Annotated in this window: 23 protein-coding genes; 14 read left to right on the forward strand and 9 right to left on the reverse strand. The window is 63.8% G+C overall.

The window, feature by feature from the left end; all coding sequences use genetic code 11:
• Positions 1–8: 8 nt before the first annotated feature.
• Positions 9–1,589, forward strand: a complete 1,581-nt coding sequence (locus WFP36_RS10070; RefSeq protein WP_336980173.1) for a tetratricopeptide repeat protein — start codon at positions 9–11, stop codon at positions 1,587–1,589.
• A 4-nt stretch (positions 1,590–1,593) separates the two neighbouring features.
• Here the strand turns inward: WFP36_RS10070 and WFP36_RS10075 are convergent, their stop codons facing one another.
• Positions 1,594–2,628, reverse strand: a complete 1,035-nt coding sequence (locus tag WFP36_RS10075) for a bifunctional transcriptional activator/DNA repair enzyme AdaA (RefSeq protein ID WP_336980174.1) — start codon at positions 2,626–2,628, stop codon at positions 1,594–1,596.
• A 190-nt stretch (positions 2,629–2,818) separates the two neighbouring features.
• On the opposite strand from WFP36_RS10075, the gene WFP36_RS10080 reads away from it, so the two are divergent.
• From WFP36_RS10080 to WFP36_RS10105, 6 genes are all read left to right on the forward strand, one after another.
• Positions 2,819–4,387, forward strand: coding sequence for a S1 family peptidase (locus WFP36_RS10080; protein ID WP_336980175.1), 1,569 nt, complete (start codon positions 2,819–2,821; stop codon positions 4,385–4,387).
• A gap of 173 nt (positions 4,388–4,560) precedes the next feature.
• On the forward strand, positions 4,561–5,115 hold the full coding sequence (locus WFP36_RS10085; protein WP_336980176.1) for a F0F1 ATP synthase subunit delta: 555 nt from the start codon (positions 4,561–4,563) through the stop codon (positions 5,113–5,115).
• A gap of 2 nt (positions 5,116–5,117) precedes the next feature.
• A complete protein-coding gene (gene atpA / locus WFP36_RS10090) occupies positions 5,118–6,647 on the forward strand; it encodes a F0F1 ATP synthase subunit alpha (RefSeq protein WP_336980177.1) in 1,530 nt (509 codons plus the stop codon).
• Positions 6,648–6,674: 27 nt separating this feature from the next.
• Positions 6,675–7,553, forward strand: coding sequence for a F0F1 ATP synthase subunit gamma (locus WFP36_RS10095; protein ID WP_336980178.1), 879 nt, complete (start codon positions 6,675–6,677; stop codon positions 7,551–7,553).
• 59 nt (positions 7,554–7,612) lie between these two features.
• Positions 7,613–9,082 (forward strand): F0F1 ATP synthase subunit beta, encoded by a 1,470-nt coding sequence (atpD, locus tag WFP36_RS10100; protein WP_336980179.1) that lies wholly within the window; start codon positions 7,613–7,615, stop codon positions 9,080–9,082.
• 4 nt (positions 9,083–9,086) lie between these two features.
• Entirely contained in the window at positions 9,087–9,344 is a 258-nt protein-coding gene (locus WFP36_RS10105) for an ATP synthase F1 subunit epsilon (RefSeq protein ID WP_336980180.1), read from the forward strand.
• Positions 9,345–9,436: 92 nt separating this feature from the next.
• Here WFP36_RS10105 and WFP36_RS10110 read toward each other — a convergent pair whose 3' ends face one another.
• The 4 genes from WFP36_RS10110 to WFP36_RS10125 all read right to left on the reverse strand — a co-directional run bounded on the left by WFP36_RS10110 (position 9,437) and on the right by WFP36_RS10125 (position 12,046).
• Positions 9,437–10,441: an SMP-30/gluconolactonase/LRE family protein gene (locus WFP36_RS10110; protein ID WP_336980181.1), complete on the reverse strand. Its 1,005-nt coding sequence runs from the start codon at positions 10,439–10,441 to the stop codon at positions 9,437–9,439.
• Between the two features lie 23 nt (positions 10,442–10,464).
• On the reverse strand, positions 10,465–11,271 hold the full coding sequence (locus WFP36_RS10115; RefSeq protein ID WP_336980182.1) for a hypothetical protein: 807 nt from the start codon (positions 11,269–11,271) through the stop codon (positions 10,465–10,467).
• Entirely contained in the window at positions 11,271–11,645 is a 375-nt protein-coding gene (locus WFP36_RS10120; protein ID WP_336980183.1) for a DUF6152 family protein, read from the reverse strand. The genes WFP36_RS10115 and WFP36_RS10120 overlap by 1 nt, the downstream gene beginning before the upstream one ends.
• Before the next feature lie 116 nt (positions 11,646–11,761).
• Positions 11,762–12,046: an HNH endonuclease family protein gene (locus WFP36_RS10125; protein ID WP_336980184.1), complete on the reverse strand. Its 285-nt coding sequence runs from the start codon at positions 12,044–12,046 to the stop codon at positions 11,762–11,764.
• A 75-nt stretch (positions 12,047–12,121) separates the two neighbouring features.
• Here WFP36_RS10125 and WFP36_RS10130 point away from each other — a divergent pair, with 75 nt between their 5' ends.
• Entirely contained in the window at positions 12,122–13,615 is a 1,494-nt protein-coding gene (locus tag WFP36_RS10130; protein ID WP_336980185.1) for an ArnT family glycosyltransferase, read from the forward strand.
• Between the two features lie 15 nt (positions 13,616–13,630).
• Here the strand turns inward: WFP36_RS10130 and WFP36_RS10135 are convergent, their stop codons facing one another.
• From WFP36_RS10135 to WFP36_RS10145, 3 genes are all read right to left on the reverse strand, one after another.
• Positions 13,631–14,554 carry a DMT family transporter gene (locus WFP36_RS10135; protein WP_336980186.1) on the reverse strand — a complete coding sequence of 308 codons (924 nt, stop codon included), beginning with the start codon at positions 14,552–14,554 and terminating at the stop codon, positions 13,631–13,633.
• Positions 14,551–15,465 carry a DMT family transporter gene (locus WFP36_RS10140; RefSeq protein WP_336980188.1) on the reverse strand — a complete coding sequence of 305 codons (915 nt, stop codon included), beginning with the start codon at positions 15,463–15,465 and terminating at the stop codon, positions 14,551–14,553. The genes WFP36_RS10135 and WFP36_RS10140 overlap by 4 nt, the downstream gene beginning before the upstream one ends.
• Before the next feature lie 160 nt (positions 15,466–15,625).
• Entirely contained in the window at positions 15,626–16,651 is a 1,026-nt protein-coding gene (locus tag WFP36_RS10145; protein WP_336980189.1) for a glycosyltransferase family 2 protein, read from the reverse strand.
• Positions 16,652–16,737: 86 nt separating this feature from the next.
• On the opposite strand from WFP36_RS10145, the gene WFP36_RS10150 reads away from it, so the two are divergent.
• The 6 genes from WFP36_RS10150 to WFP36_RS10175 all read left to right on the forward strand — a co-directional run bounded on the left by WFP36_RS10150 (position 16,738) and on the right by WFP36_RS10175 (position 24,021).
• Positions 16,738–18,678, forward strand: coding sequence for a hypothetical protein (locus WFP36_RS10150; protein WP_336980190.1), 1,941 nt, complete (start codon positions 16,738–16,740; stop codon positions 18,676–18,678).
• Between the two features lie 87 nt (positions 18,679–18,765).
• Positions 18,766–19,713, forward strand: a complete 948-nt coding sequence (locus WFP36_RS10155) for a hypothetical protein (protein WP_336980191.1) — start codon at positions 18,766–18,768, stop codon at positions 19,711–19,713.
• Positions 19,710–20,405, forward strand: a complete 696-nt coding sequence (locus tag WFP36_RS10160; RefSeq protein ID WP_336980192.1) for a class I SAM-dependent methyltransferase — start codon at positions 19,710–19,712, stop codon at positions 20,403–20,405. The genes WFP36_RS10155 and WFP36_RS10160 overlap by 4 nt, the downstream gene beginning before the upstream one ends.
• A gap of 7 nt (positions 20,406–20,412) precedes the next feature.
• Positions 20,413–21,477, forward strand: a complete 1,065-nt coding sequence (locus tag WFP36_RS10165; RefSeq protein ID WP_336980193.1) for a glycosyltransferase family 4 protein — start codon at positions 20,413–20,415, stop codon at positions 21,475–21,477.
• A 178-nt stretch (positions 21,478–21,655) separates the two neighbouring features.
• Positions 21,656–23,173, forward strand: coding sequence for a CpaF family protein (locus WFP36_RS10170; RefSeq protein WP_336980194.1), 1,518 nt, complete (start codon positions 21,656–21,658; stop codon positions 23,171–23,173).
• Positions 23,174–23,499: 326 nt separating this feature from the next.
• Positions 23,500–24,021 carry a DUF3788 domain-containing protein gene (locus WFP36_RS10175; RefSeq protein ID WP_336980195.1) on the forward strand — a complete coding sequence of 174 codons (522 nt, stop codon included), beginning with the start codon at positions 23,500–23,502 and terminating at the stop codon, positions 24,019–24,021.
• A gap of 134 nt (positions 24,022–24,155) precedes the next feature.
• Here WFP36_RS10175 and WFP36_RS10180 read toward each other — a convergent pair whose 3' ends face one another.
• Entirely contained in the window at positions 24,156–25,145 is a 990-nt protein-coding gene (locus WFP36_RS10180) for a zinc-dependent alcohol dehydrogenase family protein (protein ID WP_419716628.1), read from the reverse strand.
• Between the last annotated feature and the right edge of the window lie 11 nt (positions 25,146–25,156).

Raw genomic sequence — 25,156 nt, forward strand, 5'->3', positions numbered from 1 at the left:
GGCTTTCAATGAGAATTCTGGTCGCGCTGCTGGCGCTTGCCATCGCTGCACCCGCAGGCGCGGAGGAATGGTGGCGGGCTGAAACCGACCATTTCGTCATCAAGTCACGCGATTCCGAAAAGGAGACGCGGGAATTCGCGGCCGATCTGGAACGCTTCGATTCCGCCCTGCGCAGCTTGCAGAACATGCCCATCGGCGAAGCGGAAAAGAGCACTGCCAACAAGCTGACCGTTTATCGCTTCGGCAACCAGACGGACATTGCCCGGATGGCCGGAAGTTCCGAATCCGGCATTGCCGGCTTCTTCATTTCCAATGCCGGCCGCTCGGTCGCCTTCGTGCCTGCCAACAAGAAGCGCAGCACCTCGATCAAGACGAAAGTCGACGAAGACACCCAGCTCAACGAGAAGACCGTGCTGCAGCACGAATATACGCACTATTTCATGCTGCAGCATTTCCCCGCCGCTTATCCGGCCTGGTATGTCGAAGGCTACGCCGAACTGCTCGGCACGATCCGTCTGAACGACGATGGCAGCTTCTTCGTGGGCGAACCCCCACTGCACCGCACCTATCAGCTTACTCAGATGGCCCAGTTCCGGCTGGAAGACATGCTGGATGCAAACCACAAGGTGACCGGGCTGGAGGCCTATCAGTTCTACGGCACAGGCTGGGCGCTGACCCATTACCTCAATTTCGCGCCCGGACGGCTGGCACAACTCAACGAGTATCTGGCCGCCATCGGCCAGGGCGAAGACAGCCTCACCGCCGCAAAGCGCATTTTCGGCGATCTCGGCCAGATCGAGAAGGAACTGCGCGGCTATATCCGCACCCGCATGCCCGGCATCAATGTGAAGCCCGATAATTATGCGCCGCCCAAGGTGGCCATGCGCCCGATGACCGATGCGGAAGCGGCCGTGATCCGCACCGAAATGCGCCTGGGTCGCGGCGTCGACCCGAAGCACGCCAAGGACCTTCTGGCCGACGCGAAAGCGCAGGCGGTGCAATATGCAGCGGATTATCACGCCCAGGCGATCCTGGCGGAAGCCCAGCTTCAGGCCGAGAATCTCGACGAGGCGGAACGGATCGGGACGCAGCTGCTAGACACCGATCCCTCTGCCATGGACGGCTGGCTGATACTCGGTTCGGCCGCGACGCAGCGGATCAAGGACGATCCCACGCAGGCGGCCAAAGCGCGCGAATATTTCGGCAAGGCGGCCATGCTTGACCGCAACGATCCCCGCCCGCTGATCGGGTTCTATTATACCTATGTCAAAGCGAAGGAAGAACCGCCCGAAGACGCGATCATCGCGCTGGAAACGGCCTTCGACCATGCCGGGACCGATGTGGGCTATCGCCTGCTGCTGGCCCGCCAGCTGACCAGCGAGAACCGGCTGGACACCGCCCGCACCGTGCTGCTGCCCATTGCCTTTCGCGGACACGATCAGGGCGAGGAAGCCGGCAAGGAGAATGACGACAAGCCTTCGCTCACCAAGCTGCTTGCCCTTGTGAGCCGGGGCGAGCGCGATGCGGCCATCGCCATGATGGACAAGATGTTCGAGGAAGAAGAGGAAGACGGCGCCGAAGGGGGCTGAGCGTTCAGCTCCGTTCCCGCGCCAGCAACTCTTCCTTGATCGCGGGCCCATAGGCGTAGCCGCCGATGGAACCGTCAGCCCGCACGACACGGTGGCAGGGGATCAGCACGGCGACATTGTTCGCCCCGTTGGCCCCGCCCGCAGCGCGCACGGCCTTGGGCTTGCCAGCAGCGGCGGCGATTTCGGCATAGGACCGCGTTTCCCCCTTGGGGATGCGGCGCAGTTCCCGCCAGACCGCTTCCTGAAAGGCGGTGCCCTTCACATCGAGCGGAATGTCGCCCCCGCTGCCCGGAGCTTCGACAGCCGTCATGACGCTGGCCAGCAGCGCAGCAAAGTCCTCGCCCCCTTCCACAAGCTCAGCAGCGGGGAAAATCGCGCGCAGTTCGTCCACACCTTCATTGAAGGACAGGCGGCACACGCCCTTATCGGTCGCAGCGACCAGCATCGGGGCGAGCGTCGTTTCCACCACTGCCCAGCGGATCGTCACCCCTGCCCCGCCCTTTGTCCATGCCGATGGCGCCATGCCCAACCTTCCCTTCATTGCATCATAGAAGCGCGAGGGTGCTTCGAACCCCGCATCGTAAATCGCATCGGAAACCCGCTCGCCGCCCGTCAGCGCAGCGCGCGCCCGTTCCTCGCGCAGGGCACGGGCATAGGCTGCGGGAGACAGGCCCGTCAGCCGCTTGAACACGCGCTGGAAATGGGCGGGCGAATAGCCGGTCAACTCTCCCAGAGCATCGAGACCGGGCGCCACCTCCGCCTGCCGGATCGCCGCGATGGCTGCGAGCACTGCCTGCCCGTCGCGCGCGGCCTCGTCCGGCTTGCAGCGCTTGCAGGGGCGAAAACCGGCTGCTTCGGCGCTGGCTTCATCGGCATAGAAGCTCGTATTCTCCGGCCGGGGCCGCCGCGCGGGGCAACTCGGACGGCAATAGATGCCCGTGCTCTTCACCGCCACCACGAAGCGCCCGTCCTGCGAGCGGTCGCGCGCGGCGAAGGCTTCCTGCATGGGCCCTAGAACGGAGGGGTCGGTTATTTCCATTCGCCCACTCTATGCCAGCGCCCCGGCGAATGCGTCCCGATTCTTGCGTTCAAACGGGGCGGCCTCTCTCGGGGTTCTCGGGCAGGCCGTTCCTTTTCGGTTCAGGTTACGGCGACATATTCTGCGCCCGGTGCCAAGTCAGCAAGCAAAGCGCCTTGCAACCCCGCGGAGCGAATGCGAAATTAACCGAATGGTTCCGTTCCGTTTCCTGCGTCGCGTGCTGGCCGCGCTAGTCGGCCTTGCGCTATTGCAGACGGCATCCTCCGCCAATGCCGACCCCGCCGATATCGACGCCGCATCGCGCGGCGTGGTGCGCGTCATTATAATCGGTGACGATAATGGCGGGGCTTACCCCGTCTCTCACGGCACCGGCTTTGCCGTCACGCCGGAACGGATCGTCACCAATGCCCATGTGGTGGAAGAGGCCCGCGCCGACCGCGACCTGTCCATCGCCATCGTCCCGTCCGACGGGGGCAAGGTGGTCTATGGCAAGATCACGGCCTTTTCCCCGCGCAACGATCTGGCCCTGCTGGCCACTACCGTTCCGCTCAAGCTGCCGCCGCTGACCATTTCCGGCACGCCGGATACGGAGTCTGGCCCGGTCACTTCGGTCGGCTATCCGATGAATGTCGACCGGGCACAGGGCCTGGGCGTGAACGACATCTTCCGGGCACAGCCCCCGGTGAAGAGCCGGGGCTTCCTGTCCGGCGCCCGGCCGACCCGCGATTTCGACACGCTGCTCCACACCGCCCCCATCGGCAAGGGCAGCAGCGGCGGCCCGCTGCTCGACAATTGCGGCCGGGTGGTAGGCGTCAACAGCTTCGGCGCAGAGAGCGACGGGACCGATTCGGAATTCTACTTCGCCGTTTCCACGCGGGAACTGCTGCCCTTCCTGCGCGACAGCGGGATCACGGCGCAGGTTAACGGCCTGCCCTGCCGTTCGCTGGCCGAACTCGACGCCGCCGAACGCGCCCGGGCCGAGCGGGAGAAGCTCGTCGCCATCCAGCAGCAGCAGGAACGGGCCGCCCGTGTCGCCGCGCGCTCCGAAGAAGTGCAGCGCGAGCAGGAATTCGCGATCATCGAAGAACGCGAAAATGCCATGATGCTCACTTTCCTGCTGCTCGTCTGTGGCGTGGCCGGCGGCTTCATTGCCTGGCGGGAACGGGAAGAAGGCAAGATCGGCCCGATGAAGATCGCCGCCGGTGCCGCCGCCGTCGCGCTGGCCGTGGCTCTGTTCACCTGGCTCAGCCGCCCCTCCTTCGGCGACGTCGAAGATCGGGTGGCAGCCATCCTCGACAAGGAAGCGAAGGCCGAGACCGGCAAGCAAGGCGCGGTCGCCATCCCGGCAGGCGGCGCGGCGCGGCTGGTCTGCGTCGTGAATGTCGATCGCAGCCGCATCACCAGCATTGCCACCGACGATATCCCCTTCACCTGGACCGAACAGGGCTGCGTCAACGGCCGCACCCAATATGGCCTGCGCGACGGGAAATGGTCGCGCATCCTCGTCCCCAATGACGAGGCGGCGGTTTCGGTGAACTCCTTCGATCCCGCCACGCGCGAATATAGAGTGGAACGCTATCTGCTGGCGCATGACGCGATGGAGGCCGTGCGCAAGGCCCGCTCCGAATTCGACGCCCCGCAATGCGGTGCCTCCCAAACGGACATCGCCGCTCTGGGCAACAATCAGTCGGCCATCACCGCCCTGCTGCCCGCCCAGCCCAATGAGCGCGTGATCTACGATTGCCATCCGGCACAATAATGCGTCCCTGAACTGCTTGCCCGGCCTGCCTGTCTAAAACGGGGGCCGACTCGGGTTGCGTTGTAGGAATGCCGGTGCTAGTCGCGCGCCAACCTTGCTGGGGGCACCTTCGGGGGCCTCGTTTGGGCTGGGCATAGTTTACCGTTTCTTCGGACCCAAAAGGACCTTCGCGCGTGGAGATTTCCGCCGGAATTCAGGCTAGCCTCGCCGGGCGTTATGCGTCGGCGCTGTTCGACCTCGCATCGGAGGCCGGCAATGTCAGCGCGGTCGAATCCGACCTCGAGGCGCTGGCCACTGCTCTTAACGAATCGGCGGATCTCGCCGCCCTCATCCGCAACCCGGAAGTGAGCCGCAGCGATCTGGGCAAGGCCATGGCCGCCCTCGCCAAGGCGATGAAGCTGGACAAGCTCACTGCCAATTTCCTGGGCGTTCTGGCGGCCAATCGCCGCCTTGCCGAACTGCCTGCGATCATTCGCGCCTTCCACGCGATCGCTTCCGCCCAGCGCGGCGAAGTGACTGCCGAAGTGACCAGCGCCCATGCGCTGAGCACCGATCAGGTGGATGCGCTGGAAAAGAAGCTCAAGGCCCGCGAAGGCCGCAACGTCAAGATCCGCACCAGCGTCGATCCTGAACTGCTGGGTGGCCTGGTGGTCACTATCGGTTCCAAGCGTATCGACAGCTCGATCCGCACCCGTCTCAATTCCCTCGCGAACGCGATGAAAGGCTGAACATGGAAATCCGCGCCGCAGAAATCTCCAAGGTCATCAAGGACCAGATCGCCAATTTCGGCACCGAAGCGCAGGTCAGCGAAGTCGGCTCCGTCCTCTCGGTCGGTGACGGTATCGCCCGCATTCACGGTCTCGACAGCGTTCAGGCCGGTGAAATGGTCGAATTCGCCAATGGTGTGCAGGGCATGGCCCTCAACCTCGAAGCCGACAACGTCGGCGCGGTGATCTTCGGTTCGGACGCCAACATCAAAGAAGGCGACACCGTCAAGCGCACCGGCACCATCGTGGACGTTCCGGTGGGCAAGGGCCTGCTGGGCCGCGTGGTCGACGCTCTGGGCAACCCGATCGACGGCAAGGGCCCGATCGTTGCCGACAAGCGCGCCCGCGTCGAATCGAAGGCTCCGGGCATCATCCCGCGCAAGTCGGTGCACGAACCCGTGCAGACCGGCCTCAAGGCGATTGACGCCCTCGTGCCCGTCGGCCGTGGCCAGCGCGAACTGATCATCGGTGACCGCCAGACCGGCAAGACCGCCGTCGCCATCGACACCTTCATCAACCAGAAGGAAGTCAACCAGGGCACCGACGAATCCAAGAAGCTCTACTGCATCTACGTCGCCGTGGGTCAGAAGCGCTCCACCGTGGCCCAGATCGTGCGCCAGCTCGAAGAAAACGGCGCGATGGAATATTCCATCGTGGTGGCCGCTACCGCTTCGGAACCGGCTCCGCTCCAGTATCTCGCGCCCTACACCGGCGCCGCCATGGGCGAATTCTTCCGCGACAACGGCATGCATGCCGTGATCGTGTATGACGACCTTTCCAAGCAGGCCGTCGCCTATCGCCAGATGTCGCTGCTGCTCCGCCGCCCGCCGGGCCGTGAAGCCTATCCGGGCGACGTGTTCTATCTCCACTCGCGCCTGCTCGAACGCGCCGCGAAGATGAACGACGATAACGGCGCCGGTTCGCTGACCGCCCTGCCGATCATCGAAACGCAGGCGGGCGACGTGTCGGCCTATATTCCGACCAACGTGATCTCGATCACCGACGGTCAGATCTTCCTCGAAACCGGCCTGTTCTACCAGGGCATCCGCCCGGCGATTAACGTCGGTCTGTCGGTCAGCCGCGTGGGCGGTTCGGCCCAGACGAAGGCGATGAAGAAGGTCGCCGGCTCGATCAAGCTGGAACTGGCCCAGTATCGCGAAATGGCTGCCTTCGCGCAGTTCGGTTCCGATCTCGACGCTTCGACCCAGAAGCTGCTCAATCGCGGCGCGCGCCTGACGGAGCTACTCAAGCAGCCGCAGTTCAGCCCGCTGCCCTTCGAAGAGCAGACCGTGTCGATCTTCGCCGGCACCAATGGCTATCTGGACGCGATCCCGGTGGCCGACGTAACCCGCTACGAAAGCGAAATGCTCAGCTTCCTGCGCCAGAGCCACGCCGACGTTCTCGGCCTTATCCGCGACACCAAGGAATTCGGTGACGAGGCCAAGGCAAAGACGGTCGCCGCGCTCGACGCTTTCGCAAAGCAGTTCGCCTGAGCCCCACGGGACTAATAGGGAGCCGTCATGGCCAGCCTTAAGGAACTCAAGGGCCGTATCAACTCGGTCAAGTCGACCCAGAAGATCACCAAGGCCAAGCAGATGGTCGCGGCGGCCAAGCTGCGCAAGGCGCAGGCGGCTGCCGAAGCCGCCCGCCCCTATGCGGAGCGTCTCGCTTCGGTGATGGGCTCGCTCGCCTCGCGCATTACCGTGAGCGAGAGCAGCCCCAAGCTGCTCGCCGGAACCGGCTCCGACCAGCGCCACCTGCTGGTGGTGGTGAACACCGACAAGGGCCTGTGCGGCGGCCTCAACTCGAACATCGTCAAGGCGGCCATCGCCAAGGCGAAGGTGCTGATCGCGGAAGGGAAGAAGGTCGAATTCTTCCTCGTCGGCAAGAAGGGCCGCGCGCCCATCCGCCGCAATTTCCCCGATGCGATCGCCGGGAATTTCGACACTTCGGACGTCCGCCAGCCGGGCTATGAGGAAGCCGAGAAGATCGCCGCCGAACTGGTCGCCATGTATGAGGCCGGCAAGTTCGACGTCGCCCATCTCGTCTATGCAAAGTTCAAGTCGGCTCTCGCCCAGGACCCGACCGAGCAGCAGATCATGCCCGTCCCCACTCCCGAAGCGGCTCCGTCCGCCAGCGGCGGTGCAGTCGTGGAATACGAGCCCGACGAGGAAGCGATCCTGGCCGAGCTGCTGCCGCGCTATCTGAAGACCCAGCTCTTCGGCGCGTTGCTGGAAATCTCCGCTTCCGAACAGGGCGCATCGATGACCGCGATGGACAATGCCACGCGTAACGCCGGCGATCTGATCCAGAAGCTGACCATCCAGTACAACCGCAGCCGCCAGGCCGCGATTACCACCGAACTCGTCGAAATCATTGCTGGCGCGGAAGCGCTGTAGCAACTGTCAGGAATCTGGGCGCCGAAGCGCTCTAAGAGATTAAAGGCAAGGAAACGAACATGGCCACCGCAGCCAAGACCAAGAGCAAGCCCAACATCGCCGCGGGCGGCACGATCAGCCAGGTGATCGGCGCCGTCGTCGACGTGACCTTCACCGGCGAACTGCCGGCGATCCTTACCGCGCTGGAAACGAAGAACGGCGAGACCACGCTGGTGCTCGAAGTCGCCCAGCACCTCGGCGAGAACACCGTCCGCACCATCGCGATGGACGCCACCGACGGTCTCACGCGCGGCCAGCCCGTGACCAGCACCGGCCAGCAGATCTCGGTGCCGGTCGGCCCCAAGACCCTCGGCCGCATCCTGAACGTGGTCGGCGAGCCGATCGACGACATGGGCCCGGTTGGCGCCGACAAGTTCGCGCCGATCCACGCCGAAGCCCCCGCCTTCATCGACCAGTCGACCGAAGCTGCCATTCTGGTGACGGGCATCAAGGTCATCGACCTTCTCGCCCCCTACGCCAAGGGCGGCAAGATCGGCCTGTTCGGCGGCGCCGGCGTGGGCAAGACCGTGCTGATCCAGGAACTGATCAACAACATCGCCAAGGGCCATGGCGGCGTGTCGGTGTTCGCCGGCGTGGGTGAACGTACCCGCGAAGGTAACGACCTCTACCACGAATTCCTCGACGCCGGCGTTATCGCCAAGGACGCCGAAGGCAATGCGACCTCGGAAGGTTCCAAGGTGGCGCTCGTGTTCGGCCAGATGAACGAACCCCCGGGCGCCCGCGCTCGCGTGGCTCTCTCGGGCCTGACCATGGCGGAATATTTCCGCGACGAAGAAGGCCAGGACGTGCTGTTCTTCGTGGACAACATCTTCCGCTTCACTCAGGCAGGCGCCGAAGTGTCGGCCCTTCTCGGCCGTATTCCTTCGGCCGTGGGTTACCAGCCGACCCTGTCGACCGACATGGGCCAGCTGCAGGAACGCATCACCTCCACCACCAAGGGTTCGATTACCTCGGTGCAGGCGATCTACGTTCCCGCGGACGACCTTACCGACCCTGCTCCGGCAACCTCCTTCGCTCACCTTGACGCCACGACCACCCTGTCGCGCGCGATCTCGGAACTGGGCATCTACCCGGCCGTGGACCCGCTGGACTCGACCAGCCGCGTTCTCGAACCGCGCGTCGTTGGCCAGGAACACTACGAAACCGCCCGCCGCGTTCAGGAAACCCTGCAGAAGTACAAGTCGCTGCAGGACATCATCGCCATTCTGGGCATGGACGAACTGTCGGAAGAAGATAAGCTGATCGTGGCTCGCGCCCGCAAGATCCAGCGCTTCCTCTCGCAGCCGTTCCACGTGGCCGAAGTGTTCACCGGTATCCCGGGCAAGTTCGTGCAGCTGGAAGACACCATCAAGTCGTTCAAGGCTGTGGTGGACGGCGAATACGACCACCTGCCGGAAGCCGCGTTCTACATGGTCGGCGGCATCGACGAAGCGGTCGCCAAGGCCAAGAAGCTGGCTGAGGACGCCTAAGCAGATGGCTCTGCACTTCGAACTCGTCACGCCGGCCAAGCTGGTCCTTTCCGAGGACGTCCACATGGTGGTCGTCCCCGGCGAGGAAGGCGAATTCGGTGTGCTTGAAGGGCACGCACCCTTCATGTCCACCATCCGCGACGGGGCCGTGCAGGTCTATCGCACCGCGGGTGGCCAGCCTGAGGAAATCAAGGTCCGCGGCGGTTTTGCCGAAGTGGGCGCCAATGGCCTCACCGTGCTGGCGGAGCATGTGGAAGGCTGATCCAGCCTTTCGCTGACACAATATTGAAAGGGCGGCCTCGCGGGGCCGCCCTTTTTCTTTTGCGCTATCAGGCGCTGCGCGCCCCCGACGAGCTATTTCAGCCGATCGACCGGCCCCGCCGCTAGCATCGGCACGCGATAGATCGTCATCGCGACATTGCGCACACCCTCGGGCGTGGCCCACGCCTTCCCGTCCGGCCCCACGGCGCCCATTGTGCCGACGTAAAGCGTCTTGCGATCCGGCCCAGCGAAGGCAGCCGTGATTGCCCGGCGCGGCACGGGGATCACACCCAGCGCCTTGCCGCTCCGGTCCAGCACATGGACCCCGGCATCGCCGGTTACGTAGAGCCGTCCTTCTCCGTCGACCGCCAGCCCATCGCCACCAAAGCCCTTCTCCTCGCCCGAAAGCGTGGCGAAGACGCGCCGGTTCGTCGTGGCGCCATCCTTGCCGACATCGAAGGCCAGCACCTTCTCCTTGTCGGTAACGTAGAGCACTTTCCCGTCCGGGCTCAGCGCCAGCCCGTTGGTGAAAGCGTCCACCTTCTCGGCCACCACCGTCACATTGCCTGCCGCGTTGACGTGGAACAGGCCCGTCTGGGTGAAGAAGGCCCCGCCCTGTCCATCGGCGAACAGATCGTTGAGGCGCCCCAGTGGCCGACCATCGGCGAAGCTGTTGGCCAGCACTCGCCGCTCGGGCGCCAGTTGGACCACGCGAGTCAGTTCCGGGCAGGAAGGCATGTGCAGCCCCGGATCGGTGCAGGTCCGCTCCACCGAGAAAACGCGCCCGGAAGCATCGATGGACACGGCGCCCGCCCCCGCCACGCCAGGCATCCAGACATAGGCCTTGCCGTCCGGCGCCAGCTTGCGGACCGAATTGCTCTGCTCCTGTGCGAAGAGAATGCCTCCATCCTCCGTGCCGGTCATCCCGTCCGCCGTCATGAAATCCGCCCAGACGAGTTCCCACTTCGCCCCGGCAGCAATCACGCCGGGAATTGCAGCAACCGGTGCGTCCTTCTCTCCCGCCAGCAACTGCGCCTGCGCGGGAACGGAGGCCAGGGCCAGTGCAGCCGCCAGGGCCATGGTGATGCGCGTCTTCATGCTCTTCTCCCCCAGCAGCACCCTCACTTCCCTTCGGAAGCGGGTTCGATCGTGTTGAACTCCCCGTCGAAGCCGGTGCGGTCATTATCGTAATTGTCGTGGATCATCCGGTCGAAGCCGTCCGCCCGCACCCAGGCGAGTTTCACCTTCCACGGCGAAGCGAGCGTGACCGGGTCTTCGATCGTCATCTCGGCCTCGATCCGGTCATGCGAGACCATGCGGATACGCTCGACATAATGGGCTTCTTCCGAAAGCGGCGGCGCCGTGTGGAAGAACTCGTTGGGGTTCTTCACTGCCACCGTGTCGATCACCAGCGTATCGCCTTCCCAGCGGCCGATGGCATCGCCCCAGACGGTCGGCCAGATATCGTCCTCGCCCGGATGGCCGCGCCCATCGGTGTAGACATGGCGCACATCGCGATAGGCATTGATGATCAGCACTTCTTCCGGAGTGATGAGAAACTGGATCGGCGCGGCGCCGTTCATCATCATCGGGTAACCCCAGCCTTCCGCCTTGCGATTGCCCTGGGTCTTCATCCGCTCTGCCTGACGGCGCTTGCCCTCCTCGTTCCAGGGGGCGTTGAAGCCGATCAGCTTCATGATATCGAGCGTGGGATTGCCGCCCGAAGCCTTTGCGTCCTGCGCGGCGACGGACAGGCCGCCAATGGTCGTCTCGTCATTCTCGGTAAGCCACAGCCCGTCCCAATAGGGCAATTTGGCGAACTGCGTGGCGCGCTGCTGAGGGGACGCCGTCTCCGCATGGACGGGAATTGCGGGAATGGCCGCCCCGGCGATGAGCACGGCGGCCAGAAGCTGGGCCGCGCGCCGCATCAGGCCTTCTTCCCCAGCTTCTTGCCCTCAGGCGTCATGACATCCAGCACCACCCCGCCCGGATCGCCATTACGCAGGGGATTGACCGTGATCTTCAGCGTATCGCCCGGCTTCACCGTCTTGGGCCGCCAGCCATTGGCATAGAGATACATGGGCGCGCCCATCTCCATGCTCCACTCCTTCGAAACGCCCTTGGCGTCCTTCACCATCAGCTGGATGTAGCAATGGGGGTTGGTCCACTGGAATTCCTTCACGGTTCCGGTGACCGTCACGACCTTGGCCTGGTCGAACATGGCCATGCTGTGGTGAGCCTGCGCCGGCACGGTGCCAAACGCCACGGCAAGGGCTGCCGCCCAAGCGAGGTGATATCGCAATCTCTCTCTCCCTGCCCTGTTAGGCTGGCGACATAGTGACACCTGAACTTGACTTCGTCATCATGGGAAAATCACCACTTGGCACAATTCGGAAAGTGACGGATTTCCTAGAAAAATCAGCGCGCCTTTCGGGTCGGCACGTAAAAATCCGGCGGACGGGAAGCGACCCATTCCACGAACTTGGCCACTTCCACGCTGGCCAGAAGGGCGCGGCGTTCACCGCCGATCCGGCTGAGCTGGGCATTGGTGAAATGGGCATGGATCGTGCGGTGGCAGATCGGGTGGACCGGCACCGTATCCCGCCCGCCTTTGGCTTTGGGCACCGTGTGGTGCCACTGCACCTTGCTGCCCAGCGGGCGAGTGCAGAGCCAGCAGACAGTGAGTGCTTGCGTTTCTGTCACTTGACCTTTCCCTTGCGTTGCAGTCCTAGGCCGTAAAGGAAAACCGGGCAGACCATGGTGCATAAGCAGGCGGGCATGACGGGAACCACACGCATCATTCGCCTGCCCACAGGATCGGTCCTGTCCCTCCTGCTGCTGCTCGCCGTCACGCTCGCCACTCGCGCGCCCTATCTGGGCAATCCTGCCCCGTCCTTTGACGAACAACTCTACAATCTGATCGGGCAACAGATGCTGCACGGCGCGCTGCCCTATGTCGATCTGTGGGATCGAAAGCCGATCGGGCTGTTCCTGATCTTCGCCTTTTCCGCATGGTTCGGCGATCTCACCGGCCTTGGTCAGGTAATGGGCTATCAGGTGGTAGCCATGCTGTTCACCCTTGCGGGCACCATGCTCACCTGGCGGCTTGCTGCACGGGAAGGAACCCGGATGGCCGCGCTGGCGGCAGGCATCGCCTATCCCGTGTTCATGGGGTATTACGGCAGCTTCGCCGGGCAGAGCGAGGCTTTCTATGTCCCCCTGATGCTCGCCATGCTGGCATTGGTGGAAGCAGGCAGCCGCAAGGCAGGTATCGGAGCTGCGTCGCGATACTTTGGTATGGCGATGCTGATCGGCGGACTGGCTCTGCAGATCAAATATACTGTCGCCCCGCAATGTGCCTTTCTCGGCTTGGCCGCTCTGTGGCAGCTTCACCGTAAGGGTGCGCGCTTGCCCCGGCTGATCCCGACTGCGCTGACCTTCGGCCTGCTGGGCCTGTTGCCGACCGCGATGGCAGGTCTTTTCTACGCTCTTGCAGGCTATTGGGACGAATTCCTCTTCGCGAATTTCATCTCGATCTTCGATCGCGGCTCCACCGGGCAGTGGTTCCCCAAGAGCCTGTTACCGTTTTTCCTTGTGCTCGCCATGCCGGCAATCGCCGGTCCGATCGCGTTGGCCATCGGGCGGCAACGCCCAACACCCGCCTATCTCCTACGCACCGGCTGGGCCGCTTCCTGCGTGGCAAGCCTGTTCATGGGAAGCACGATCTACGCCTATTACTTTGCCGCGCTGGTGCCCGCAGCCGCACTCATGGCGATGCCCCTGTTCTCGCGCCTGGGCCGCTGGCCGCTGGCCGCCCTGATCGTGCTGCAACTGGTCAATTACCACCTGCCGGACCGCTTCGCCCAATCGCGGGCAGACAGGGCAGCGCTCGCCCGGATTGCCAGACTGGCCGCGCCCCATGTCGATGACCGGGAGCATTGTCTCTATGTCTTTGACGGACCTTCGGCATTGTATCGCGCAACGAGCAGTTGCCTGCCTTCCCGCTTCATTTATCCCGACCATCTGAACAATGCGCTGGAAGCTCATGCGCTGGGCATCGACACGGCGCGGGAAGTGCGCCGCATTCTGGCGCGAAAGCCGGGCGCCATCATCACCGCAAACCGCGCAGTGACCATCCCCAACCAACGCACTGTCGCTATCGTGCGCGCTACGCTCGCCCGTGAATACCATCCGGTAGCGAGTGTCGCCTTCAACGGACGCGTGCTGACCGTCCACCTCCGCAATGACGGAAACGACGGCAGGCCTGGCTAGATCGGCCCCTGCCCTTCAGCGCCCTTGCAACGCGCGCGTTTCCCGGATGGCTGCATTCACGCGCCGCCGCGCATCCCACCACATCAGCAACCCGGCCGAAATGATCACTGCGGCCCCGGCCATGGTCACAAGGTCGGGGCTGTTGTTGAAGAATATCCAGCCAAGCGCCGTGGAGGCCAGAAGCTGGATATAGGTCGCGGGCGCAATGGTGGATGCGCCTGCCCGCGTAGTGCCGACATAGACCATCCAGTGCCCGATCGTTCCGGTGCCGGTCACGACCAGGCATCGTGCGATCACCGTCCAGTCCGGCCAGCCGATATGCAGCATGGCAATGCCGCTCGCATTCCCGACCAGCGCCGCGATTATCAGCAGCACGGCCGCACCTGCCGCTACGAAGAACTGCATGGAAAGCGCGCTGCCCTGCCCGGCAGAGGCGCGATTGGAAATGATCAGCAGGCTCATCCCCAGCGCGGTGAGCAGCGGCAGGAAGGCCGGCCAGCCCAGGGCCATCACATTGGGCCGGAGCACGATCAGCACGCCGGTAAAGGCAACGATCACCGAAACCCATGTGACCGGACGCACCCGCTCGCCCAGCAAGGGGCGGCTCAGCAGCGCAGCGATGGCCGGTGCTACGAAGGTGATGGAAACCGCGACAGTCAGCGGCATCAGGAAGATCGCGCAGAAGAAGCCCAGCGTGCCCGTGCCCAGGCTGACGCCGCGCGCAAGCTGCAACCACGGGTTCTGCGGGATGAAGGCGCCCACGCCTTCCCGGAAATAGAGCGGCACGCCGGTAACCACGGCCCCCAGCGTGAAGCGCAGGGCCGCCACGGCAAGAGGGGACCACGCGCCGGCAATGCTCTTGGTCACCGCATCACCGCAAGTGAACAGGGCAAACCCCGCCAGTGCGATCAACAGTCCCGATCTCTCGCTGCCCTTCACTTCGCCTCCGCTGTTGCGCGCAGGGCTCTGCGGCGGCTGTCCCACCACAAGAACAGCCCGGCCCCGATGATGATCGCCGCGCCCAGCAGGGCCACGGGATCGGGAATGTCGTTATAGAAAATCCAGCCGAGCCCCACGGCCATCAGCAACTGGCCATAGGTCATAGGCGCAATCGTACCCGCGCCGGCCTTCACTGTGCCCATATAGATGAACCACTGGGCGAAAGTGGCGCTGACGCCGATGAAGGCACAGCGGGCCACTACGCTCCAATGCGGCCAGACGAGTTCGAAGCGCTCGATCCCGCTGAAATGGCCCAGGGTCGACGCGAAGATGAGGAAGATCATCGCCGTGACCGACATGTAATATTGCATGGCCAGCACGCCTGCAGTGCCGGCCACGGCGCGGTTGGCGATGATCGTCACCGCCATGCCCGTCGCGCCGATCAGCGGGAACAGCACGCCCCAGCCCAACGCCTCGAAATTCGGCCGCAGCACGATGATCACGCCCACAAAGGCAATGGCCGTGGCCACCCACGCCGCAGGCCGCGCCGGCTCCCGCAGGAAGAACATAGCAAGCATGGCGGTGATCATGGGCTGAGTGAAGGCAATGGTCGTCGCCTCGGCCAGCGGCATGATCCACACGGCCAGGAACATGCCGATTGCGGAAAAGCTGATCGCGACACCCCGCAGCCATTGCAGCTTCGCAGATGGCAGCCGGATCGCCTGCCATCCTTCGCGCGAGCACAGAAGAATCGCCAGGCCGATCGTCCCCACCACGTAGCGCGTCGCGGCCATCGCCACGGGCGACCACTGGCCCGCCATGCCCTTGACGATCGCATCGCCGATTGAAAGCGTACAGAACCCTGCAAGCGCCCAAAGCAGGCCGGCGCGTTCATGATGATGGGCAGACATGGGCGGGGCTCTCTCCTGAAATGGACCTTGCCATAGGAGCGCCCACGGTCTTGCGCCAGACCCCACAATTTGTTGCACGCAGCGCAAAAGTTGCCGCATCCGGCGCGCCTGCCGTTCTACGCAGGAAGGATGCGCCTCCCTTTCGCGATTGCCCGATTATCTAGGCTTTCAGGGCCTTTCCAGCCAGCACGCTGATCGGAAGTTCACGCCGGAAGGCCGCACCGGAACATTCGCTCAGCGAATATTTGTCGCGCTCTCCGATGGTTCTGCGCAGGATGAGTTCGCCCAGCAGGCCGACGGTGATCATCTGGCCACCGAACAGCACCAGCAGCATGCCCAACATCAAGAGCGGGCGTTCGCCGATGCCGTAACCCATGAACCACAGCACGGTCAGGTAGCTCAGGATCGCTCCGCCCAGTGTCGAGAGGATCAGCCCCCCGCCCCCGAACAGATGCAGCGGCCGTGCGCCATACCGCGTGTTGAGCCAAACGGTCAGGAGGTCCAGCGCGCCCTTGATCAGCCGCTTGGCACCAAATTTCGACTTGCCGAAGCGGCGCGCGCGATGCTGCACCGGGATCTGGCCGATGCGGAACCCGCGTGCATGAAGCAGCGCGGGAACGAAACGGTGGAGCTCGCCATAGAGGTTTAGCTCTTCCAGGGCTTCGCAGCGATAAGCCTTGAAGCCGCAATTGTGATCGTTCAGTTCAAGCCCGAAAGCCTTGTTCACTGCCTTGTTGAACAGGCGCGAAGGCAAGGTCTTGTCCAGCGGATCGTTGCGAACCTGTTTCCAGCCCGAAACGACCTCCGCCCCTTCATCGAGAGCTGCCAGAAAAGCCCCGATCTCTGCCGGATCATCCTGAAGATCGGCATCCATGGAAAAGACGATCTGGCCCCGCGCCGCGCCAAACCCGGCTGAAAGCGCAGCCGATTTGCCGAAATTGCGGCGGAAACGGATCAGGCTGATGCGGCTGTCACGCTCCATCAGATCGCGAACGATGCGCTCCCCGCCATCGCGGCTGCCATCGTCGATGAAGATGATCTCGAAACTCTTGCCCAGCCCTTCGCAATTCTCAACGATTTCCCGATAGAGAATTTCCAGGCTCTCGCTTTCGTCGAAGAACGGAACGACGAAGCTGAGCTCGAGCGATGAGGCCAGAATCTGATCGATCGGCGCTTCAAACGACATGTTTGCGTTTTCCCCTGTTCCGGTTGCATCGTGCTAGGGGCAGGAGGAAAAGAATTGGTTAACGCTATTTGTAAGGAATTGGCGGCATGATCGTCACGGTACTGGCCACGGCGATCCTGGCCTTTGTGGCGGCCTTGCCCGGCCTTCTGCTATGCCGTGGGGAACGTGTCTCCACCGCCGGCGCGGCAGCGGCTGCCATTGCATCGTTAACCGTGTCGATGATGGCCACGGCACTCATCGCCGCAGCGTTTCACGGGGTGACCGGCGCGAGCCTGCCGGCCTGGGTGCTGCTTCCTGTCTCGCTCCTCCTCGCCATCGCCGCCTTCGCGATAAGCCGGGGCAAGGCATGGCATTGGCAAGGCTTCGAATGGCAGGCACTGGCTGTCGCCGGTTTCTTCGTCCTGCAGGGTGTAGTAACTTACGCGCTCGCCATCACCGAGTTGCCAGATGGTTCGCTGCGCATCCATGCCTGGTATAATGCGGACTGGTTCAAACATATCGGCCATGTCTTCGGCATCGCCGATCTGGGCCTGCCAGCGGGAGACATTTTCGGCGCAGGCCTTCCGCTCCATTATTACTGGCTCAGCCATGTCCTGCCCGGCGCGGCGACGTCGATCGGCGGAGATGGATGGGCTGCAATCTACACGGCGAATGCGATCTACTCCGCGCTACTGGCGGCCACGTTCTACGGCGTTGTCCGCCTCGGCGGAGCATCGCCGAATATCTCGGGCATCGCCGCCTCCCTTGCCACCTTCATCTGCGCCCGCCCGGCCACGTGGAAGGCCCTCTTTGCTCCCGGCGGAGTGCAGGAGCTGCTCCATGGAACGGACGCGCCTGTCGAACCTGCCTTCGCCTCCCTTGCCCTCTATATCCCGCAGCATGCGCTCGTGCTTGCACTGCTGCTTGGCTGGGCGGTGCTAACGCTGGGGGCAGACAAGCCCGCCCTGCGCCTGCGCATGCTCTCCCTCGCTGCTCTCAGCACTGCCATGACGGTATCTACCCTGTTCGGGGCCGCGATCCTGCTGACCTACGGGCTGACCGAACTCTACCGACGCCGGATTGCGGCGATCCCCGAACTGGCCGCGATGGCGATCGCATCTGGCCTGCTTGTCCTGGCGTTACAGGTCGTCTCGCTCACTGGAGCTGACCCTGCGACGATCCTGCAAAGCGCGCCGGAGCGCGGGTTGCCAGGCAGCACGATCGAGCGAGCCTTCCATTCCCTTTCCCTGACTCTCCTCAATTGCGGCCTGCCTGCCCTTGCCGCGCTCTATCTGGCAGCCAAATGGGCACCCGCCGACACCAGCGAGCGCAATGCCCGCATCTTCGCCTGGTCGCTCATCGTCACGGTCATCGGCGTGGCGATTGTCGCGGAAGCAGCCGTCGGCAAGCTGATCGCCCATGAATTGCGGCTGCGGCTCGTCAACCTCATGGCAGTGGCAGTCGGCATCACGGGCGGCTGGGCGTTGAGCAGAGCCTTCGGGCCGGGGAACGGAAAGAAGAGCGCCGTCGCCGTGGCAGTTCTCCTGGTGCTTACGGCGCTCGCCGCACCGACGGCCGCAGTGCGGCTGCTATGGCATGCCAACGGGCGAGATGCTTTCACCACCTTCGTTCCGGCGGACGACCGCTCGGTGCTGGCCGATCTACGCAAGCAGAGCACCCCGGCTGAAATCATATGGCAATATCCAGAACCGCCGCTGCTCGCGGCGACGCCCGGAGATGACAATTGGAGCGCGGTCTTCGCAGGACGCACCAACCTGTCCTCGGAACGGGCGACCGATCCCGTCCGTGTCGGCCCGGACCTGGCCCTTTCGGCACGGTTCTTCGCAGGCGAAGACGTACCTGTTCCCGCCCAGGCGGACTGGATCTATCTCTCCCGCGCACTGCACCCGCACAGTTACGATAGGCTGGTGCTGCGGCTCGAGCGGGACCCGGCGTGGTACAAGGCCGCGTGCAGGCCGGACGCCTGCGCCTTTCACCGCAATAGCGCCACGACGCGCACCGTCCGCGAGGGGACGGAGGGTATTTAGACTCCGTCAAGATTTTCGGATTATTTACCATAATCCAGCGAGCGTCTCGCACGCAGGCACGCTCACCCGCCGACAGCAAAGCAGTCCATGAACGCCAATCCGCTTCCGAAATGGCTGACCCGATTGGTCGAACATCTGCCGTTGAACCCGGCAGGCCATAGCCTGCTGCGCAAGCCCGTCTGGCGCTTTGCTGCACTTGCCCTTGCCGTGCTCATCTTCGCGGGCGGCGCCTGGTGGTCCTTTTCCGGCCTCGCGATTTCTCCGTCCGATCTGCGCCCGGGGCCGCTTGCAATTCTTGCGCTGCTGATGATCCCTTCGCTGCTCTATGGCGGGCTCGGCCTCGTCCTGCTTGCACGCAGCAGCGGTTTTTCCATGCCCCTTGGCAAGGCCACCGTCATCGGCGCCTATGCCTATCTGGCGGAAATGCTGCCCCTGCCCGGCGGGGCAATCGTGAGGGCCGGCGCGCTGGTCAAGGAAGGGGCCGGGGTAAAGCGCAGTTCCGCATTAGTCATCCTGACGGCGATCTTATGGGTGTCGCTCGGCATGCTCGGCGCGGGTATCGCGCTATGGCATCAGGGGCTGCAACTTGCCTTGCCTCTTCTCCTTGCGGGCCTAGCATTTGTGCTGGCCATTACGACCTGGCTCTGGGCGAGTGCTGGACCGGCGCTGGCAATCCAGACCCTGTTGCATCGCATGGCAGGCATCGCACTGATTGCCGTCAGGCTGCAATTCGCCTTCGCCGCGCTTCATGCTCCGGCCGCGCTTTCGGCCATGTTCCCCTTTGTGCTGGCAAGTCTTCTGGGGTCGGCATCCTCGATCGCGCCCGCCGGTCTGGGGATCAGTGAATCCCTCGCAGCACTTGTCGCAACCACAGTCGAATTCTCGCCGGGAACGGCATTTCTGGCAGTGGGGATCGATCGGCTGTTCAGCCTCCTCGCCTGTGCGTGCACCGCCTTGATACCGCATTTGCGCCTGCGCGCCCGCCCTGCGCTGGGAGGCAACGCAACGAGCAAGACACCAGGAAACCTGCGATGACCCGATCCGCCAGCAGTATCGACGAACACAGCGTGGCCCTGCACAGCGGGGATTACGTTGCGCGCTACAATGCCAAGCCCCTCACCCGGGTGCAAAGGCTGGTGTCGCGCATGCATTTGACGAAGGAGACCAGGGTTGCGGATTTCGCCTGCGGCAACGGCATGCTGCTTCATGCCATGGGGGACAGTTTCGCGAGCTACGACGGCGTAGACTTCTCACCTGACTTCATCGCCTCCGCCAATGCCTGGGCAGAGCGCGAGAATTGCCGGGACTATCGTTTCCATCTGTGTGACATTCGCGATTTCTGCCGAGCCAACCCGCAGGCGTTTGACGTTGCGACCACGCTGGATTTCTCCGAACATGTCGACGATGCGCTGGCGATCGAGATCTATTCGTCGATCCGCGGCGCCCTGCGTCCGGGCGGGCGGCTATACCTCCACACCCCCAATCTGGATTTCTTCATGGAACGGGCACGGCAGTTCGGGCTGCTACCGCGTTTCCCGGAACATATCGCAGTCCGAACCGGCAAGGCGACGGCCGCGCTGCTGGAACATGCCGGCTTTGCCGCTGACGCGATCGACGTGCAGATCATCCCGCATTACAACATACTGAAAGTGCTGCACCCACTATCCCGGCTGCCGGTGGTGGGGCCGCTCTTCTCCGCACGCCTGTTTATCGAGGCTGTCGCCTGAGACTGCGATGGAGGGGCATTCTCGCATACTCTTCATCACCCGCAAATGGGCGCCGGCAGTCGGCGGGATGGAAACCTATTGCCATCAGCTGACTGCCGAACTGGCGGCGATCGAGCCGATCGAGGTCATAGCCTTGCCCGGGCAGGCCAATGGCATGCCGCCGAAGATGCCGCATTTGCTCCGGTTCGGCCTCACCGCGAGCCTCCGCGCCTTCTTCCGCCGCCGATTGCCCGACGTGCTGCATATCGGCGACATGGTCCTGTGGCCCCTCGCCCTTGTCGGCAGGATGCGGGGTTATCGCAGGATTGTCATTTCGGCCCACGGGACAGACGTGGCCTTCCATCGGCGCGGCGGGCTCAAGGGCAATGCATATGGCGCATATCTGCGCCTTGGAGCACTCTTGCTGGGCAAGGCGACGATCATCGCCAATTCCAACGCGACGCGCGACGTCACCGCCGGCACGGGCTGGCGCAATATCGAGGTAGTCCCTCTCGCCACAGAACTTCGCGGCCCGGCGCCTGACGGCACGCATGAGGACTTCATCCTGTTCGCGGGCCGCCTTGTCGAGCGCAAGGGCTGCGCCTGGTTCATTCGCAACGTCCTGCCCCTGTTGCCAGCCGGTTCGACTCTCAAGGTCGCCGGCACCGGGTGGGACAGCGACGAACTCGCCGCGCTCGACCATCCGGCGGTTGAATATGTCGGCAATCTTCAGGGCACGGCGCTGATCGATGCCTATCGCAAGGCGAAATGCGTGATCGTTCCCAACATCGAGCCCAAGTCAGGCGAGTTCGAGGGATTCGGACTGGTGGCGACCGAAGGTGCCGCCGCGGGTGGCCTCGTGCTTGCATCGACCACCGGCGGCCTGATTCAGGCGATCGAGGAAGGGGTGACCGGGTTTGGAGTTCCCCCCGGCGATTCTGCTGCCTGGGCTGCGGCAATCGGCCGGATTTCCGAATGGACCGATGAACAGCGCAAGGCCTTCCTCGCCCGTTCCATGGTTCACTGCCAAACCTACTATTCCTGGGATCGTGTCGCCCGCGAAACCCATCTTGCATACAAAATCGACAAATAGATCAAATGCTTACCGGAAAGCCACGCAGGACATCCCTCAGAGGCCACGCGCAGCCCCGCATTTAGACAATTTCAAGGTTCGTAATCTATTCACCAAACTTCGACAGGCCCCGTTTGGCACAATGCCTTGATGGCAGTGCTCGCGGGACCCTTGAATTGACGGCCGCAAGGAGCGGGGAATGAGTGCATTCGGACGGAAGAACGGCGTAGGCGGCATGGCTCCCGGAGCCCGGCCGAGCTTCGGCGTTGCCAAGCCGATGAAGGGTGGCGACTATCGCAAGCCCACGCCCACCCCGTCCGGTGGCGACCAGTTTCCGCCTTTGCCCGGCGATGACGGCGCCGCCCATCCGATGGGCCACAAGAACTCCGACGCGATGGCCCGCCTGTCGGAGCGCGCCAATCAGGTGGTCGATAATTCGCCGCTGATCGAAGGCTTCGAGGCGAGCGTCCACAAGATCAAGGAACAGGTGCTTCCCCGCCTGCTCGAACGCGTGGACCCGGAAGCTGCGGCGACTCTTTCCAAGGAGGAACTCTCCGAGGAATTCCGCCCGATCATCATGGAAGTGCTGGCCGAGCTGAAGGTCACGCTCAACCGGCGCGAACAATTCGCGCTGGAAAAGGTGCTGATCGACGAGTTGCTCGGCTTCGGCCCGCTGGAAGAGCTGCTGGGCGATCCGGACGTGTCCGATATCATGGTCAACGGCCCGAACCAGACCTACATCGAAAAGAAGGGCAAGCTGATGCTCGCCCCGATCCAGTTCCGCGACGAGCAGCACCTGTTCCAGATCGCGCAGCGCATCGTGAACCAGGTCGGCCGCCGCGTCGACCAGACCACGCCGCTGGCCGACGCCCGCCTGAAGGACGGCAGCCGCGTCAACGTGATCGTGCCGCCGCTCTCGCTGCGCGGCACGGCCATCTCCATTCGTAAGTTCTCCGAGAAGCCGATCACGCTCGACATGCTGCGCGACTTCGGCTCGATGAGCGACAAGATGTGCACCGCGCTGAAGATCGCGGGTGCCTGCCGCATGAATGTGGTCATCTCGGGCGGTACCGGCTCGGGTAAGACGACCATGCTCAACGCCCTGTCGAAAATGATCGACCCGGGCGAGCGCGTGCTGACCATCGAAGACGCGGCCGAACTTCGCCTGCAGCAGCCGCACTGGCTGCCGCTGGAGACCCGCCCGCCGAACCTCGAAGGCCAGGGTGCCATTACCATCGGCGACCTCGTGAAGAACGCCCTGCGTATGCGCCCTGACCGCATCATCCTGGGCGAAATTCGTGGCGCGGAATGTTTCGACCTTCTGGCCGCCATGAACACCGGCCACGATGGTTCCATGTGTACCCTGCACGCCAACAGCCCGCGTGAATGCCTTGGCCGTATGGAAAACATGATCCTGATGGGCGACATCAAGATCCCCAAGGAAGCCATCAGCCGCCAGATCGCGGAATCGGTGGATTTGATCGTGCAGGTGAAGCGCCTGCGCGACGGTTCGCGCCGCACCACCAACATCACGGAAGTGATCGGGATGGAAGGCGACGTGATCGTGACGCAGGAACTCTTCAAGTTCGAATATCTCGACGAGAGCGAGGACGGGAAGATTCTGGGCGAATTCCGCAGTTCGGGCCTGCGCCCCTACACGCTGGAAAAGGCCCGCCAGTTCGGCTTCGACCAGGCCTATCTGGAGGCGTGCCTCTAAGGCTCCGCCCCCCGCCGCCTGGCGGGAAAGTGACACGGAACGACCGGCGAAACCTGTGACCTTCGGCTTCGACATCTTGCGCGAAGCCGGATGCATCATTTTGTAATCACGTGCTTTATTTGCACCATCGGCGCAATGCAGAGACATTTCGCGCGCAGCGAAGTGTGACTTTTCGCCCTGCTGCCTTGCGGAGCGTTTGGTGGGTCGATTCCGGCGCGGTTCCATCCACGAGGTTAGGCCAGATTTCAGCTGTGTAGGAAAGGTGTTTGACAAGCCCTGCCCACCGGCGCCTCCTCTGCGGCGAACCCGACGTCAGGAGAGAGTGCATGGCCACCGCACCCCGCCCAGCAGACCGGCTTACCGACAAGACCTCGGTGCCGGATGACGAGAGGGTCCGCGACTGGATCGGCGCGGATGTCTTCACCCATTGGACTGCCCTGCGGGCATGGATTGCCCAGGCCTATCCCGGCATCTTCAGCCCGGACTGGATCTATGGCGGCAAGAAGCACGGCTGGGCCCTGCGCTACAAGAAATCCCGGGCCTTCTGTACGCTGCTGCCCGAATATGGCTCGTTTGCCGCCGTCATCGTGTTGGGCGAGACGGAGCGCGAAAAGTTCGAGGCGCAGCGCAGCAGTTTCAGCGCCCGGCTCTCACGCCTGTTCGACGAGACCGAGACCTTCCGCGACGGCAAATGGCTCAAGGTGGACATCCTGTCCGCCGAAGACCTGCGGGACGTTACGGCGCTGCTCGCGCTGAAACGGCGGCCAAAGGGTTGGGCGGTATGGGAAGGCGCCAGGGACACCGTCCTTCCTCATGACCACCCGATTCACGACCTCCGCTCGTCCTGAGCCTGTCGAAGGACGCGCGCTGCCGGTTGCTCAAAGACAGGTTTGAAATGGTCTCAACCTGAGAAGTGATCTCACTCCAGTTCAATTGTCCCGTGCGTCCTTCGACAGGCTCAGGACGAGCGGGCGTCATAGGCCTAAGGCACCAGCACCGCCGCGCCCTGCAACGCCCCCGCGCGCAGCTTCTCCAGCGCCGCTGCCGCCTCGCCCAGAGGGAATGCCTCTGTCGCCACGCGCAGATCGGCCTTTTCCGCCACTTCGAAGAAGCTCGTCCCGTCTTCCCGCGTAAGGTTTGCGACGGAGAGGATTTCCCGCTCTCCCCAGAGATCGGCATAGGGAAAGGCCGGAATGTCGCTCATGTAAATGCCCGCGCAGACCACGCGCCCGCCCTTGCGCACGAATTTGAGCGCCAGCGGCACCAGCTCTCCCACCGGGGCGAAGATCAGCGCCGCGTCCATTTCCTGCGGCGGGGCATCGCTCGACGCACCTGCCCAGGCACAGCCGAGCGACAGCGCGAAAGCTCGGCTTTCCTCATCCTCCGGACGAGCGAAGGCATAGACCGTCCGCCCCTGCCACACGGCGATCTGGGCGAGGATATGGGCCGCCGCGCCAAAGCCGTAGAGCCCGATCACCGGTGCATCGCCCGCCATGCGCAAGGCCCGCCAGCCGATCAGCCCGGCGCAGAGCAACGGAGCGGCTTCCACGTCCGAGAAGCGATCCGGCAGGGCGAAGCAGAAATGCGCATCCGCCACAGCATGGGTGGCATAGCCGCCATCGCGGGTGGCCCCGGTGAAAAGCGGCCGGTCGCAGAGGTTTTCCCGGCCCGCGCGGCAATAGCGGCAAGTTCCGCAGGCATGGCCCAGCCAGGGAATGCCCACGCGCTGGCCAAGGGCGAAGCCGGTCACGCCTTCGCCCAACTGCGCCACCCGGCCCACGATCTCGTGGCCGGGGATCACCGGGTAATGCGCTTCCACTTCGCCATCGAGCACGTGGAGATCGGTGCGGCACACGCCGCAGGCCGACACCTCCACCAATATCTCGCCCGCACCCGGCTGCGGCACCGGCCGCTCCACAAGGTGGGGCGGATGGCCGGGGCCGTCGATCTGCATGGCGGTCATCACGGGCATCGGCGCAGGTT

This window comes from Fulverythrobacter fulvus (assembly GCF_037154085.1).
Classification (GTDB): Bacteria; Pseudomonadota; Alphaproteobacteria; order Sphingomonadales; family Sphingomonadaceae; genus Andeanibacterium; species Andeanibacterium fulvum.

Excerpts from the sequence above, each read along its gene's own strand:
- WFP36_RS10070 (WP_336980173.1), top strand. The coding sequence starts at position 9 with ATGAGAATTCTGGTCGCGCTGCTGGCGCTTGCCATCGCTGCACCCGCA.
- WFP36_RS10075 (WP_336980174.1), bottom strand. The coding sequence starts at position 2,628 with ATGGAAATAACCGACCCCTCCGTTCTAGGGCCCATGCAGGAAGCCTTC.
- WFP36_RS10080 (WP_336980175.1), top strand. The coding sequence starts at position 2,819 with ATGGTTCCGTTCCGTTTCCTGCGTCGCGTGCTGGCCGCGCTAGTCGGC.
- atpA (WP_336980177.1), top strand. The coding sequence starts at position 5,118 with ATGGAAATCCGCGCCGCAGAAATCTCCAAGGTCATCAAGGACCAGATC.
- WFP36_RS10095 (WP_336980178.1), top strand. The coding sequence starts at position 6,675 with ATGGCCAGCCTTAAGGAACTCAAGGGCCGTATCAACTCGGTCAAGTCG.
- atpD (WP_336980179.1), top strand. The coding sequence starts at position 7,613 with ATGGCCACCGCAGCCAAGACCAAGAGCAAGCCCAACATCGCCGCGGGC.
- WFP36_RS10105 (WP_336980180.1), top strand. The coding sequence starts at position 9,087 with ATGGCTCTGCACTTCGAACTCGTCACGCCGGCCAAGCTGGTCCTTTCC.
- WFP36_RS10110 (WP_336980181.1), bottom strand. The coding sequence starts at position 10,441 with ATGAAGACGCGCATCACCATGGCCCTGGCGGCTGCACTGGCCCTGGCC.
- WFP36_RS10115 (WP_336980182.1), bottom strand. The coding sequence starts at position 11,271 with ATGCGGCGCGCGGCCCAGCTTCTGGCCGCCGTGCTCATCGCCGGGGCG.
- WFP36_RS10130 (WP_336980185.1), top strand. The coding sequence starts at position 12,122 with ATGACGGGAACCACACGCATCATTCGCCTGCCCACAGGATCGGTCCTG.
- WFP36_RS10140 (WP_336980188.1), bottom strand. The coding sequence starts at position 15,465 with ATGTCTGCCCATCATCATGAACGCGCCGGCCTGCTTTGGGCGCTTGCA.
- WFP36_RS10145 (WP_336980189.1), bottom strand. The coding sequence starts at position 16,651 with ATGTCGTTTGAAGCGCCGATCGATCAGATTCTGGCCTCATCGCTCGAG.
- WFP36_RS10150 (WP_336980190.1), top strand. The coding sequence starts at position 16,738 with ATGATCGTCACGGTACTGGCCACGGCGATCCTGGCCTTTGTGGCGGCC.
- WFP36_RS10155 (WP_336980191.1), top strand. The coding sequence starts at position 18,766 with ATGAACGCCAATCCGCTTCCGAAATGGCTGACCCGATTGGTCGAACAT.
- WFP36_RS10160 (WP_336980192.1), top strand. The coding sequence starts at position 19,710 with ATGACCCGATCCGCCAGCAGTATCGACGAACACAGCGTGGCCCTGCAC.
- WFP36_RS10165 (WP_336980193.1), top strand. The coding sequence starts at position 20,413 with ATGGAGGGGCATTCTCGCATACTCTTCATCACCCGCAAATGGGCGCCG.
- WFP36_RS10170 (WP_336980194.1), top strand. The coding sequence starts at position 21,656 with ATGAGTGCATTCGGACGGAAGAACGGCGTAGGCGGCATGGCTCCCGGA.
- WFP36_RS10175 (WP_336980195.1), top strand. The coding sequence starts at position 23,500 with ATGGCCACCGCACCCCGCCCAGCAGACCGGCTTACCGACAAGACCTCG.
- WFP36_RS10180 (WP_419716628.1), bottom strand. The coding sequence starts at position 25,145 with ATGCCCGTGATGACCGCCATGCAGATCGACGGCCCCGGCCATCCGCCC.